12 protein-coding genes and 1 tRNA gene are annotated in these 13,577 nt (G+C 67.9%); all 13 read right to left on the minus strand.

All coding sequences use genetic code 11. The annotated features are described in order from the left end of the window. Positions 1-63: 63 nt before the first annotated feature. The gene (locus QE379_RS03060; protein WP_306997729.1) at positions 64-771 is read right to left on the minus strand and encodes an alpha/beta fold hydrolase; all 708 of its coding nucleotides are present in this window, start codon (positions 769-771) and stop codon (positions 64-66) included. Between the two features lie 129 nt (positions 772-900). Beyond that, positions 901-3,813, minus strand: a complete 2,913-nt coding sequence (locus QE379_RS03065; RefSeq protein ID WP_306997731.1) for a sensor histidine kinase — start codon at positions 3,811-3,813, stop codon at positions 901-903. A gap of 291 nt (positions 3,814-4,104) precedes the next feature. Beyond that, positions 4,105-4,180: transfer RNA gene (locus QE379_RS03070), tRNA-Phe, on the minus strand. A gap of 31 nt (positions 4,181-4,211) precedes the next feature. Further along, positions 4,212-4,379: a DNA gyrase inhibitor YacG gene (locus QE379_RS03075; protein ID WP_306997733.1), complete on the minus strand. Its 168-nt coding sequence runs from the start codon at positions 4,377-4,379 to the stop codon at positions 4,212-4,214. Beyond that, positions 4,376-5,329, minus strand: a complete 954-nt coding sequence (locus QE379_RS03080) for a ribonuclease (RefSeq protein WP_306997735.1) — start codon at positions 5,327-5,329, stop codon at positions 4,376-4,378. The genes QE379_RS03075 and QE379_RS03080 overlap by 4 nt, the downstream gene beginning before the upstream one ends. After that, a complete protein-coding gene (locus QE379_RS03085) occupies positions 5,322-5,891 on the minus strand; it encodes a nucleoside triphosphate pyrophosphatase (RefSeq protein ID WP_307003055.1) in 570 nt (189 codons plus the stop codon). The genes QE379_RS03080 and QE379_RS03085 overlap by 8 nt, the downstream gene beginning before the upstream one ends. Before the next feature lie 14 nt (positions 5,892-5,905). Further along, a complete protein-coding gene (infA, locus tag QE379_RS03090) occupies positions 5,906-6,124 on the minus strand; it encodes a translation initiation factor IF-1 (protein ID WP_007403889.1) in 219 nt (72 codons plus the stop codon). 498 nt (positions 6,125-6,622) lie between these two features. Beyond that, positions 6,623-8,590: a S9 family peptidase gene (locus QE379_RS03095; protein WP_306997737.1), complete on the minus strand. Its 1,968-nt coding sequence runs from the start codon at positions 8,588-8,590 to the stop codon at positions 6,623-6,625. Positions 8,591-8,668: 78 nt separating this feature from the next. After that, positions 8,669-9,574, minus strand: coding sequence for a thiamine-phosphate kinase (gene thiL / locus QE379_RS03100; RefSeq protein ID WP_306997739.1), 906 nt, complete (start codon positions 9,572-9,574; stop codon positions 8,669-8,671). A 16-nt stretch (positions 9,575-9,590) separates the two neighbouring features. After that, a complete protein-coding gene (nusB, locus tag QE379_RS03105; protein ID WP_306997741.1) occupies positions 9,591-10,046 on the minus strand; it encodes a transcription antitermination factor NusB in 456 nt (151 codons plus the stop codon). Between the two features lie 401 nt (positions 10,047-10,447). Next, a complete protein-coding gene (locus QE379_RS03110) occupies positions 10,448-11,443 on the minus strand; it encodes an IS5 family transposase (protein ID WP_306997743.1) in 996 nt (331 codons plus the stop codon). A gap of 56 nt (positions 11,444-11,499) precedes the next feature. Further along, entirely contained in the window at positions 11,500-12,795 is a 1,296-nt protein-coding gene (gene hisD, locus QE379_RS03115; protein WP_306997745.1) for a histidinol dehydrogenase, read from the minus strand. Further along, on the minus strand, positions 12,792-13,454 hold the full coding sequence (gene hisG / locus QE379_RS03120; protein WP_306997747.1) for an ATP phosphoribosyltransferase: 663 nt from the start codon (positions 13,452-13,454) through the stop codon (positions 12,792-12,794). The genes hisD and hisG overlap by 4 nt, the downstream gene beginning before the upstream one ends. Positions 13,455-13,577: the final 123 nt, after the last annotated feature.

The raw sequence follows: 13,577 nt of genomic DNA on the forward strand, positions 1-13,577 counted from the left end.
ATCGTGGGCATGAAGGCGCCCCCTGTCCGGACAGGACGAGGAGCGCCTTCCGGTTCGTGGCGCTCAGGCGGCGGCGATGCTCTCGACCGTTTCCATGATGATGGCGGCTACCGCCTCGGGCTGCGACAATAGGGACAGATGGCTGGCCTTCAGCTCGGTCGTCTTCGCGCTCATCCGTGCGGCGAACATGCGTTCCAGGTCGACGTTCACGACGCGATCCTCGCTGGAGACGATGTACCAGTTCGGACGATCCTCCCAGGCGGCACGGCTGATCGCCTCGCCGAACGTGCTGGCGGGGAGGGGTGGTTGCAGCGTGGCGAGGATGCGGGCCTCCGCTTCGGGCAGGTCCTGCCCCACATCCTCCACCCAGCCTTGGGCGCTGAGCTTGAGATTGCCCTTCCCGTCATCGACGATCTTGGAAAGTCCCGGGGGATTGGCGAACTTCCCCACCAGTTCGCCGACCGTCTCCCCCGCGGCGGGCGCGAATGCCGCGACATAGACGAGCGCCTGGACCTTCTCGTCGGTCCCCGCCTCGGTGATCACCGCGCCGCCCCAGCTATGGCCGACCAGAACCACGGGCCCCGGCACCGAATCGAGCACCAGCCGGGTCGCTGCGACATCGTCCGCCAGCGAGCTGGTCGGGTTCTGCACCGCGACGACCGGAATGCCGCGATCGAGCAGGATCGGGATGACACGTTGCCAGCTGGAGCCATCGGCCCAGGCTCCGTGGACGAGGACGACGGTGGGCGGGGATGTTGCGGTGTCGGCCATGGTGATGCGTACTCCTGCGGTGAATGATGCAGGCCACGCTAGGCGTCGGGGCATGGGGCGGCTTGTCGGATCGGCAGCCGAGTTGCTCAAAGCTGCTGCATCGCGCCCCTCGAAACCCTGGAGGCGGCCTTACCGATAGGCGATGCGGGCGGGCATGACGATGGCGATATGCGTACCGTCCTGGGGCGGCGAGGTGATCGACAGCGTGCCGCCGAGCCGCATCGCCCGTTCCCGCATGCCGACCAGGCCGAAATGACCTTCGCGGTGCCCGGCGGCGAGCACGTCGGCGGGCAGCCCCCGGCCGTCATCCCGCACCGTGACCGTCAATTTGTCCAAGCCGTGGACGATCCCGACATGCACGTTCGAGGCATGGGCATGGCGCGCGGTGTTCGCCAGCGCCTCCGCGACGATGGAGGCGATCTCGTCCGCCACGGGAGCGCAGACGGGGCGCGCGCGACCCTTCTCGTCTATCGCGAAATCCATGCCCGCCGGAAGGATGGCGCCTGCAAGGGCCGACAGGCGCGGTCGCAGGTGGACCGGCTCCATATCCTCGCGCAGGGCCCTGACCCGATCGCGTCCCTCCAGCAGCACGTCGTCGGCGCGGTCCAGCGCCCCTTCCAGCGCCATACGAGCCTCACCGCCGGGCGGAAGCTTCTCGGCCGCCGCCTGGAACCGCAGCATCAGGCCCTGGAATCCCTGAAGCAGCGTGTCGTGAAGCTCACGCGCGATTCGCTCGCGTTCCGACAACTGCGCCTCGAACCCCGCCCGGGTGCGGTCGGCGATGATCCGCAGCCGCTGGCGGTAGAGCAGCCACAACAGCCCCCCGACACCCAGTGCACAGAGCAGGGCGAACCACATCGTCTGATAGAATCGGGGTGCGATCTCGAAGCGGAGGACCGCGCCCTCGCGGTTCCACACCCCGTCATTGTTGGCGGCGAGCACATGGAAGCTGTAAACGCCCGGCCCCAAATTGGTATAGAGCGCCTGCCGCCGCCCCTGCGCATCCGTCCAGACCGTGTCCGCCCCCTCCAGCCGATACCGGAAGCGGTTGGCCTTGGCATCGGTCAGGCTGAGGCCGGTATAGTCGATCTGTACGCGGTCGGTTCCGGCGGGAAGCGCGATCCGCGTGTCCGAGGGCGTCCACACCCGTCCGGCGGCGGTCAGCGACCGGATCGTGACGGGGGGCGGTAGCGTATTCTTCACGATGCCGGCGGGATCGACATAGGCCAGCCCCTTGTTCGTCGCGAACCAGATGCGCCCGCTGGCGTCCTGCGCGGCGTCGTTCGCCTGGTTCATATAGGTGCGAGCGGCGAAGTCCTCATAATAGCCGAAGCGTTCGATCGGCAACGGACGGCCAGGACGATCGAAGGCCGCGTTCAGCGCCTTGGTCGAGGTGCGGACGATCCCGTCGACGCCGATCAGCCATGTCGACCCGTCCGGGGTCGGCAGGATGCCGGTGATGTCCGCCAGGAACGGATAGTCCCGCTGACGCAGATTGGCGAAGGCCCGGCCATCCCATCGTCCGACACCCGCTTCGGCCCCGGCCAGGATCGCGCGGCCGTCGAACGCCATGGTCGAGATCGCACCGATGGTCGGCGCCTTGCGCGGCCAGAGCGCGCTTTCCGTCGTGCCGATGCGTCGGCGAAAGCCGGTGCTCGGTCGACTGAAGATCAGGCCGCCCTGCGGATCGACCCGCAGCTTTCCCAACGTCCCCTTCTTCTCGCCGGAGGCCCCGGCCGCCGGAACCAGCTGCGATCCGATCAGCTGGTAGAGCCGGTCGCGACCGGTCCAGAACCGGCCTTGCTGGTCCAGCACACAGGAAATCGAGAGTGGGTCGCCCACCTTGCGGACATGGGCGACCGATCCCGATGGCGTGAGGTCCAGACGATAATGCCCTTCGAGGCTGAAGGTCAGCAGGTGCCGGTCGTCGCCGCACAGCACGCCGATCGAGGGCTTGCGGAAGATGAGCCTGGGCGTCGGCTGACCGGCGTCGATGCGATAGATGCCCGACAGTCCCGCAACGAACAGACGGCTGCCGGTGCGCGACCGCACGAAGCCGGTGACGATGCCTTCCCTGACCGGGGACTGGGCGACGTTCGCGGGGGAGAAGCGGTCCAGGCCGGATGCCGTGCCGACCCAGATATTGCCCTCGCGATCCTCGAAGGTCGACAGGCTGAGGGTGGAGGTCAGGCCCTGCTCGACGGTCATCCGCTCCGCTGTGCCGGGGCCGTCCCGCGTCGGGGTGAAACGGGTCAGCCCGTCGTCCTGCGCCAGGATCCAGAGGTGGCCGTCCCGGTCGGCCCGCATGGTCCGCCGGGCGAACGGGGTGTTCGCGCCGGCGAGCGATACCGGTCCGCCGGTTCCGCCCAGCCGACGAAGCCCCTTGTCATCGGCCAGCCATATCGTTCCGACGGGTTGTTCCGCCAGCGTGGCATAGGGTGCGGCCTGGAAGGGGAGCGTTTCGAAATGGTCCATGCCCGGACGCAGGCGCAACACGGCGGGCGGAGACGACAGATAGACGCTGCCGTCCGCCGCCGCGAGGATCGGACCCATCTCTCCCGGCGTATAGCCTTGGCGGGGGCCGATCCGCATCCATCGGCCATCCTTGAGCCGACTGACCAGCAGCACGCCCCGGCTGTCGCCCGTCACCCAGATCGAGCCGTCGCGCGCCTGCACGATCGAATCGACGCCGCCATCGGGTGTCCATGGATTGGCATCCCGCAGGACGCCATGGCGGACCACGGCGATGCCGCCGCTGTCATAGCCGACCCATATGTCGCCGTTGCGCGCCGCGAGCAGGGCCGTCACCTGAAGCGAGCGTCGCCGTCGTTCGTCGCTGGGCAGGATGCGCTCGAAGCTGATCCCATCGAAGCGGTAGAGCCCGGTCGAGGTGCCGAGCCAGAGGAAGCCGTCCGGCCCTTGCGTGATCGCCCGGATGTTGCCCGGCGCGCCGTCGCCCAACGTCCATCGGCTATGGCGCAAGTCGGTAAGGGCGGGCCGGTCCGCCGCCGCCGCCGCCGAAACGGCGGGGCCGGGCAGCATTGCCGCGATGCTCAGGCACAGCGACGGTCGGAGCGTTCGACGGTGCGTGGGTAAACGGGAACAAGCGGCAAGAATAGCAGGGAACGTCAATAGCCTGGGCCAGCCTTGCCCGCGCGCCTCCGCTCTTCCCGTGACCCCGCCCTTTTGCATCGTAGCATCATGGCAGTGCCGATGGAGGTGATCCAGTGGCGATTCGGCTCCGGAATGTCGGTTCGGCACGACAATGCGACCCGGCGCGCGATCGCATCCACGGAGTGCCCTATGGCAGCACGATTATCGATGTCAGGAAAATGGTGCCCAAGGGCGGGATCGAACCACCGACACTGCGATTTTCAGTCGCATGCTCTACCAACTGAGCTACTTGGGCCCACACCGCGATTGCGATTGGAGGCGTGCCTTTAGGGGTGGTTTCCGCCGGTGTCCAGCCCTTCCTCGTCACTTTCTTTGACCGGAATGCGATAACCCTCGCCCAGCCATTGCAGCAGGTCGCGGTCCTTGCACCCGCGCGAGCAGAAGGGGGCGTGGTCGGCGGCGGTCGGCTTGTCGCAGATGGGGCAGGTGGTCATGACGCTCGTTCCAGTTGCAGCGGGCGACCGGTGCGGCGCGCGACCTCGTCGCGCCAGCCAGGGTTCGCCATCAATCGATCATATAGGGAGCCGGACAGCCGGTGCACGGGGGCCGGGCCCGCCGGCTCGCGCTCCCATTGCCGCAGCAGCGCACGGGCCCGCGCGCCGATCGGGTCGATCCCCAGCCGCTCGGGGATCGAGGCGCGGGGACGCGGGCGCACGATCTGGAGGAAGCCGAAGCCGTTGACCGCCGTCCGCTCGAAGGGGAGGGGCAGAGCAGCATCCAGCGCCTCAGCCACCGCCTGACGCGGCCCCTTGCCCTCCAGCGTGGGGAAGTCGATCCCGATCGACCCACCGATCCCGTGGCGCAGGATCGCCTCACCCACCGCGCGCGCGGCGGCGATGGACAGGGCTTCGTGCGGCGGCGAGCCATCGACGTCGAACAAGGTCATCGCCGGGGTCGGCGTCATCCGCAGCACGCCCGGGCCGAAGCCGATCTCGCCCGTCACCGCTTCGTCGAGCAGTTCGGACCAGCCGGCCGCTTCCAGATCGTCGGGTTGATGTGCCAGCATTTCGCGGACGGGAATGCCGGTGGCGACAATGCGGGCGCGCAGATCGGGGCCGGGGCCGGGGGGGGCATCCTCCGGGGCGACCTGCACCTTGGGCAATTTGGAGCGGCCGCGTTCGGGAATCGCCTCGCGCGTGACGATGACGGTCAGGCCTGAGCCTTGCGTCATCCCCTTGGGCACCGGGGCAAGCAGCACGTCGCCGCCCTGGTCCAGCGTCACCCGACCTTGCCGACCGGGGAGCAATTCGACCAGCCGCCCCTCGGCCACCGTACCGACGGTCAGCGTGCCGGTCAGTTCGATCGCGGCCTGAACGATCCGGCCATCCTCGACCAGCGCGGCGCGCGCCTCGCCGATCCCGGCCTCATAGAGCCATTCAGACAAGCGGCAGTCCGGCGGCCTTCAACAGCGCCCGCGTCTCGAACAGCGGCAGGCCGATCACGCCGGAATGACTCCCCTGAAGGAAGCGGACGAACGCCTCGGCGCGGCCCTGGATGGCATAGCCACCGGCTTTGCCCAGTCCCTCGCCGCACGCGATATAGGCGTCGATCTCCTCCTCGGAGAGCGGCTTGAACGCGACGATCGTGTCGGCCAGCCGGGTGCGCGCCTTGCCGGTGGTGTCGATCACGCACACCGCCGACAGCGCATGATGCCGCCGCCCGGAGAGCAGGCGGAGCAGCTTGCGCTGGATATCCTCCGTTTCGGCGGGCGGCAGGATGCGGCGTCCGACGGCGATGGTGGTGTCGCCCGCGACGACGATCTCGCCCTCGGCACGGTCCACCGCGTGCGCCTTCTCCACCGCCAGCCGCAGCGCATAGACACGCGGAAGCTCGGCGGGGCGGGGCGCTTCGTCGATATCGGGCGAGGCGGTGCGCTCGGGCACGACTCCCAGCCGCGCCAGCAGATCGCGGCGGCGCGGGGAGGAGGATGCAAGGACGACCGGCATGATGGGCCGTTCGCTCACTTGAAGCGGTAGGTGATCCGGCCCTTGGTCAGGTCGTACGGCGTCAGCTCGACGAGCACTTCGTCGCCGACCAGCACGCGGATGCGGTTCTTGCGCATCTTGCCCGCCGTATGTCCCAGGATCTCGTGATCATTCTCGAGCTGGACGCGGAACATCGCGTTGGGGAGGAGTTCCACCACGCGGCCGCGCATCTCGAGCAGTTCTTCCTTGGCCAAAAAATACCTCGGTTCGTCTTGTTTTAGGGTATGTCGAAGAGGCGCCGCCATAGCCGCAATGGCCCCAAAAGGAAAGGCGCGCCGAATCAACCCGGGATATGGGGTCGGTGATGAGGTTCAGCAAGGTTGCCGATCCTCCCCGGCACGGGGAGGGGGACCGCCGCGAAGCGGTGGTGGAGGGGGGCTTCCACGAGGCGGATCGAGATTCAGATATGCCCATCTTTTCCCTCTCCCCTCAAAGAGGGGAGAGGGTTGCGCAGACTTGGTCTTTGCAAAAGCAAAGGCTTAGTCGGAGCTGGGTGAGGGGTGCTGCGCTCGAAGAGCGCGCGAGCCTGTGGCTCGCTCAACCCCTCACCCAAGCTGCGCTAGCCAGCAGGCTGGCAAGCTCCGCTAACCCTCTCCCCTATCCAGGGGAGAGGGAAGAAGGAGTGTCATAAATCTCGATCGGCTCTAGGCGATACCCGTGCGGCGTTCCCCCTCCCCATGCCGGGGAGGATTTCACGCCGGGTTATGCTCCGCCAGAAACGCCGCCATCGCCTTCAGGAATTCCAGGCGATCCTCCGAGCGGGTGAAATGGTGGTCGGCCAGCGGCTGTTCGATATAGTTCACCGGCTTGCCCGCCGCCTTCAGCGCGGCGACCATCATCCGCGACTGGTTGACCGGTACGCGCTTGTCTTCCTTGCCGTGCACGATCAGCAGCGGGATCGTCATGTCGGCGGCCCCGAAACGCGGCGAGACGGCGCGGTAGTCCGGGGCCTGTTTGTGCAGCCAGTCGGCGCGCGTCTTGCTGAACAGGAACCGCGAGTCGTAGCGCTTCATCGCCTGAAGATCGGACACCCCGGCATAGGATATCGCACAGCGGTACAGCGCCCCGTCACGCTGCGCCGCGCGCATCGCGGCATAGCCGCCATAGGAGGCCCCGACCATGCACACGCGTTTCGGATCGGCGATTCCCTGCTTGGCCAGCCAGGTGACGGCGTCGTTCAGATCGTCCTGCATCTTCAGGCCCCATTCGCCCTGGCCTTTCAACGCAAAGGCGGTGCCGTAGCCGGAGGACCCGCGATAATTGGGCTGGATCACCGCATAGCCGAGTTCGGCCAGATACTGGCTCCACCAGTCCCAGCTTTCCGAGTCGCGCGCGAACGGCCCGCCATGCGGCAGCACGATCAGCGGCAGGTTCTTGTCCCCGCGACCGCGCGGCAGGGTCAGTATCGCCTCGATCTGGGTCCCGTCGCGCGCCGGGTAGCGCAGGGTGCGCACCGGCGACAGGCGCTGGCCCTTGAGTTGCGGATTGTCCCAGGACAGGAACTGCATGTTCCCGTAATCGGTATCCCAATAATAGAGCGCGCCCGGCGTGGAGGGGCTGCTGACATCGATCAGGAAGCGGGTGCGGGCGCGGTTCCATGAGATGATCTCCGCCCGGCGCGGCGCTACCGCCTTGTCGACCTGCGCCTGCAAGTCCTTGATGCGCGGGTCGGTCCAGGCGTCATGATAATATTGGTCGGTGTAGCGGATCGCCGAGATATCGTCGCCCGCCTCGTTCCCGATGATCCCGTCGATATCGTAACCGGTCACGCTGCTCAGCTTGCGACCCAGTTTCAGGTCGGGCAGCGTCACCTCGTACAGCGCGTCATAGCCGTCGCTGTCGTCGATCGCGAGCGCGGTGCCGTCGGGGCGGAAGATGCTGGGCACCAGAACCGATTCGTCCTTGCGCGCATCGGCACGTGCGATCGTGCGGAAGGACTCGGCGTTGGACTGGCGATAAAGCAGGCTCTTCTGCCGCGTCGAATCGGAATAGCGGACGCCCATGCGCAACTGGCCCTGGCCATCGGCATACCAGTCCCACACATCGGTCTGCCCGCTGACGATCCGCTTCACCTTGCCGGTGGAGATGTCGGCTTCGAAGACGGACGGATAGACATCCTCCATCGAATAGATGCCGGTCTGCTTGGCGAACAGGATGCGCGGGCTGCCGTCCCTGGCGACCCATAGAACCTCGTCGGCGCGGAAGCCCGACCGATCCCAGTCGATGCGGGTCGTCTTCGCCATGTCGGCGCGGATGCCCAGCATGCGGGTGATGTAATATTCCTCGCCCTCGATCACCTGCTTGGCGCCCAGCCCGACCAGCAGCCATTCGTCATTGACCCAGCGCCACCAGTTGACGTCGACCTTCTCGCCGATCGGGACGATGGCCGGCTTGCTCTGTCCTTTGACCAGTGGAACGACCATCAGATATTGCTGGCCGTTCAGCGCGCGCTTGCCCGCAATCCGGGTGCCGTCGGGCGAAAGCGAGGGCTTTTCGAACTCGGGCAGCGCGGCGAAGGCCTCGACCGGTTGCGGTCCCGGCCTGGCGGCCGGAGCGGATGCGGCGGCGGGCTTGGCCGGTTCCTGCGTCATCCCCGTCAACGCCATCAGGGCGAGCGCCGCCACCGACGCGCCCAGCATCCTCGTCACACCCAAAGTCATTCTTCCCCCTTGGCCGGACCATCTCCCCAGGGTCCGGTCGCGCCAGAATATCACCGCCGCGCGGAGGCGAAAGGGGTTTCAGTGCCCGGTTGTGTGCTCGAAGCCCAGGCGAGGGGGCAGGGGGACGGGCCCCTGTCCGTCATGGAGCGACAGGCCATCGCCCATCCCGAAGACGCCCAGCCGGGTCGCGGGCACGGGCGGGGTCGTGTCGGCGGGCAGCGCGAACAGCAATTCGTAATCGTCGCCCGCCGTCGCCGCCGCGAGACGCGCCGCGCGGCCCTCTCCGCCATGGGCGCGCGCTTCCGCCGATAATGGCACAGCATCCAGATCGATCGACACCGCCAATCCACTCGCCCGCGCCATCCGCGCGGCATCGATCAGCAGGCCGTCGGAGACATCCATCATCGCATGAACGATCGGCCCCAGCACGCGTCCCTCGGCCAGACGCGGATGGGGACGGCGATAGGCGTCGCGCAGCGCGATCGGTCCATAGCCCCGCATCGCGATCGCTAGCCCCAGTCCCGCATCGCCGATCGTGCCGGTGACCCACAGTGCATCGCCATCGCGCGCGCCATCGCGCGCGGGCGCGGGGGCATCGCGGCCGAACGCGGTCAGCGTCAGGACGCGGGGACCGCGCAACGACACCGTATCGCCGCCGATCAGCCGGACATGAAAGCGGTTCAGCACCACGCCCAGCCCGTCGAGGAACGCCCGGTCCCAATCGGCTTCGCCCAGCGGATAGTTGAGCATCACCCCCTCGACCAGCGCGCCCTTGGCGGCGAGGTCGGACAGGTTGGTGGCGACCAGTTTCCAGGCGACATCTGCGGGGGGATCGTGGGGCAGGAAATGCACCCCCTCGACCAGCGTGTCGGTCGTGACGACCAGCGGGGCGGCGTCGATCACGGCCCCGTCATCGACCAGTCCGCGCGCGCCGGGGTGCAGCGGCAACCGGCGCAGCGCGGCGAGGAAGTCCGCCTCGTTCATCGGGCGGATCCTGGCGTCAGGCCCGAGCGACCTTGGCGATGGCGTCGAGCAGGCCGTTGACGAAGCCCGATTCGCGCTTCTCGTAAAAGGCGTGGGCGACATCGACATATTCGCTGATCACCGCGCCCACCGGCACGTCGTGGCGGGCGATCAGTTCATAGGTGCCGGCGCGCAGGAGCGCCTTCATCGGCCGGTCGAGCCGGTTCAGCGTCCAGCCCGTGGCCAGCTTGTCCTCGATCATCCGGTCGATCTCGCCCAGGCGCGCGTGCACGCCCTTGACGATGTCGTCGAAGAAATCGGTGTCGGCATCGGCATATTCGACGTCTTCGATGGTCGCGCCGATGCGGTGGTTGTGGAATTCGTGGAGCAGCGCCGCCAGCGGGGTCTGTTCCATGTCATGCTGGTAAAGCGCCTGGACGGCGGCAAGGCGCGCGGCGGCGCGCGCCTGGGTACGGGCGGTGGGACGAGTCATTGGCGGGCCTTTACCGGGCTGTCGCCAATCCGTCACGTTTTTTGGTGGGGGATGTCCCTTGGCCTTCGACTTCGCTCAGGCTGAACGGAGGCTGGTATACTGGGCTAGCATTCCCTCGCTCCGTTCAGCCTGAGCGAAGTCGAAGGCCAAGGACCGAACCCCAATCCTCCCCATCCCCGATGGGGAGGGGGACCATGCGAAGCATGGTGGAGGGGCGGGGCCCCACGCGAACGGCGATCCCCCTCCGTCAGGGCTCTACCGCGCCACCTCCCTTTGCAGGATTCCTTTGCGAAACGGCTCATTTGTGACAGAGGATCTGGGCGAGGCTTTCGCTGCAGGGATCCGGTACGGGCCTTGGTCAGCTTTGGCTGGCCGGTTTGGAGGGGCAGGATCGCTCCGGCTCAGCCAGCGGCAAGGATGGCGGCGCGTCTGAGATTGTAGATGGTGGCAAAGGCGAGGAAGTCTGCGGCGTTCCGCTCGATCGACAGGCATCTGGTGCGCGCCTTGCCGTAGAGGCGCTTCATGGCGCTGAAGACCGCCTCGACAGGGGCGCGCCGTCTGGCGATGAGGTGGTTGCGCCGGGCCTGCCAGCGCGGCAGCTTTGGCATGTAGCGGTGCCGGCGATGCATGATGCGATCCTTGATCCCGGCCGCCTTCAGGGCCTTGCGACGCGCCTGGCCCTCATAGGCCCGGTCGGCATAGACCGCGCCTTCGTCGCCGCAGACCAGCGCGTCGGCCCGTTCGACATCCTGGACCCTGGCCGAGGTGAAGGCCAGCTTGCGGATCAGGCCCGAGCCCTCGTCCATGCCGATATGGAAGCGGTAGCCGAACACCGGCTTGCCGTCCTTGCGCGTCCAGTCGGCTCCCGGCTCCTGGGGGTGCGGATCACCCGGCGCGATCCCGTCCCCGCGCGGGGGCTTGCGGGTCGCCTTGACCACCGAGGCATCAAGGATCGTCCCCCGCCGCAGCACCAGCCCCTGCGCATCCAGCTGCCGGTTGATCTCGGCAAAGCAGCGCTCCAGCACGTCCCCCGCCGCCGCCGCCGCGCGAAACCGGCACAGCGTCGTCTCGTCCGGCGTGCCGCCATCCAGCGCAAAGCCGCAGAACCGCCGGAACGACAGCCGGTCGAGCAGCGCCTCCTCCAGCCCGGGGTCCGACAGATCATACAACGCCTGCAGATACAGCGCCTTGACCATCGCCAGCGGCGCATAGGGCGGTCGACCCGTCCGACCCTGCCGCAGCGGCGACACCAGCGGCTCCAGCCGGCTCCAGTCGATCAGCCGCTCGATCCCCGACAGCTTCGCATTCGATCCCAAGCGCGGATCCATCAACGCTTCCACCAGCGATCGCTGCTCGACCATCACCATGCCCTCCTGCCCGCACAGTGAATCACTCAACCATCCTCATTGCCAGCCGTTTCGCAGAGGAATCCTTTGCAGGGGAGGAAAGAGCGTTACCGGTTGAGCCGCAGCCGCAACGCCACCGACTTGGCATGCGCGGGCAACCCCTCGGCATGGGCGAGCGCCACCGTCGCCGGGCCCAGTTCCGCCAATGCCGTCTCGGTCAGCCCCAGAAAGCTGGTCCGCTTCATGAAATCGAGCACCGACAGCCCGCTGGCGAAGCGCGCCCGCCGCCCGGTCGGCAGGACATGGTTCGGCCCCGCGACATAATCGCCGATCGCCTCGGGCGTATGCCGTCCCAGGAACACCGACCCGGCATGGCGCAACCGGTCGAACAGTCCTTGTGGATCGTCCACCGCCAGTTCCAGATGCTCGGGCGCGAGCCGGTCGACCAGCGGCATCGCCGCCTCCAGCGACTCGACGACGACGATCGCGCCGTTCGCGTCCCAGGCGGTGCGCGCGACGCTGGCGGTGGCCAGTTCGGGAATTTGCCGGTCGACGGCTTCGGCGACGCGCGTGGCGAAGTCCGCATCGTCGGTGAACAGGATCGACTGGGTGACCGTGTCATGCTCGGCCTGGCTCAGCAGGTCGGCGGCGATCCAGTCGGGGTCGTTCTTGCCATCTGCGACCACGACGATCTCGGAGGGGCCCGCTACCATGTCGATGCCGACCATGCCGTACACCTGGCGCTTGGCCTCGGCGACCCAGGCATTGCCGGGGCCGGTGACGACATCGACCCGCTGGATGCGGCCCGCGCCGTAAGCCAGCGCGCCGATCGCCTGCGCCCCGCCGACGCGCCAGACCTCGTCCACCCCTGCCAGATGCGCGGCGGCGAGGACCAGATGGTTGATCTCGCCCTTGGGCGTCGGCGTGACCATCACCAGCCGCTCGACCCCCGCCACCTTGGCCGGAATCGCGTTCATCAGCAGCGAGGACGGATAGGCCGCGCGCCCGCCGGGGACATAGATCCCCGCCGCATCCACCGCCGTCCAGCGCGCGCCCAGCCGCACGCCCTGCGCATCGACATAGTCGCTGTCGGTCGGCTTCTGCTTCTCGTGATAGGCGCGGATGCGCGCGGCGGCGAGGTCGAGCGCGTGGCGGAGTTCGGGCTCCAGCGCCTCATAGGCGGCGCGGCAATCGGCGAGCTCGATCCGCCAGCCGCTCTCCGCCAGGTCATGGCCGTCAAACTGCCTGGTGAAGGCTGCCACCGCCGCCTCGCCATCGTCGCGGACCGCGCGCAGGATCACCTGCACGTCGCGCGCGACATCGGCATCGCTTTCGCGCCGGGCATCGACCAGTTCGTCGAACGCGGCGGCGAAACCCGGTTCCTGCGTATCGAGACGGATCATGCGGCGTGCCTTTCGGCCACGGCGCGGCGGAACGCCTCGACCAGCGGCACGACCTGCGCCCGCGTCTTCATCGCGGCGCGGTTGACGACCAGGCGCGAGGTGACTTCCTCGATCACCTCCACCTCGACCAGCCCGTTTTCCTTCAGTGTGCGGCCCGAAGACACCAGGTCGACGATGCGCGGCGCCAGGCCCAGAGTCGGGGCCAGTTCCATCGCGCCGTTCAGCTTGACGCACTCGGCCTGCACCCCCCGGCGGGCGAAATGGCGGCTGGTGATATGCGGATATTTGGTCGCGACGCGGACATGGCTCCACCCGCGCGGATCGTCGCTTTCCGCCATCGCGGCGGGCTCGGCGACCGAGATGCGGCAATGGCCGATCTTCAGGTCGACCGGCGCGTAAAGCTCGGAATAACCGAACTCGGACAGCACGTCCGAGCCGACGATCCCCAGTTGCGCCGCGCCATGCGCGACGAAGGTGGCGACGTCGAAGGCGCGGACGCGGATCAACTCGATGCCGGGGACATCGGTGGCGAAGCGCAGCGCGCGGCTGTCCTTGTCGGTGAAGGCCGGTTCGGGCCGGATGCCGGCGGCGGCGAGCAGCGGCAGCGCCTCGGCCAGGATGCGTCCCTTGGGGACGGCGATGATGAGCGGCTGGACCATGAGGATCGGGGACTTACCCACCCCGGTGGGGGATCGCAATTCTTATCCTCCCCGGAACGGGGAGGGGGACCAGCGAAGCTGGTGGAGGGGGCGCGCCACAAAGGGCATCCTGTGGGGCAGCCC

Origin of the sequence: Sphingomonas sp. SORGH_AS_0879 (assembly GCF_030819175.1) — a bacterium.
Taxonomy (GTDB): domain Bacteria; phylum Pseudomonadota; class Alphaproteobacteria; order Sphingomonadales; family Sphingomonadaceae; genus Sphingomonas.

Coding starts and splice junctions, on each gene's coding strand:
- hisG (WP_306997747.1), bottom strand. CDS start 13,454: ATGGTCCAGCCGCTCATCATCGCCGTCCCCAAGGGACGCATCCTGGCC.
- nusB (WP_306997741.1), bottom strand. CDS start 10,046: ATGACTCGTCCCACCGCCCGTACCCAGGCGCGCGCCGCCGCGCGCCTT.
- QE379_RS03075 (WP_306997733.1), bottom strand. CDS start 4,379: ATGACCACCTGCCCCATCTGCGACAAGCCGACCGCCGCCGACCACGCC.
- hisD (WP_306997745.1), bottom strand. CDS start 12,795: ATGATCCGTCTCGATACGCAGGAACCGGGTTTCGCCGCCGCGTTCGAC.
- QE379_RS03085 (WP_307003055.1), bottom strand. CDS start 5,891: ATGCCGGTCGTCCTTGCATCCTCCTCCCCGCGCCGCCGCGATCTGCTG.
- QE379_RS03060 (WP_306997729.1), bottom strand. CDS start 771: ATGGCCGACACCGCAACATCCCCGCCCACCGTCGTCCTCGTCCACGGA.
- QE379_RS03095 (WP_306997737.1), bottom strand. CDS start 8,590: ATGACTTTGGGTGTGACGAGGATGCTGGGCGCGTCGGTGGCGGCGCTC.
- thiL (WP_306997739.1), bottom strand. CDS start 9,574: ATGAACGAGGCGGACTTCCTCGCCGCGCTGCGCCGGTTGCCGCTGCAC.
- QE379_RS03065 (WP_306997731.1), bottom strand. CDS start 3,813: ATGCTGCCCGGCCCCGCCGTTTCGGCGGCGGCGGCGGCGGACCGGCCC.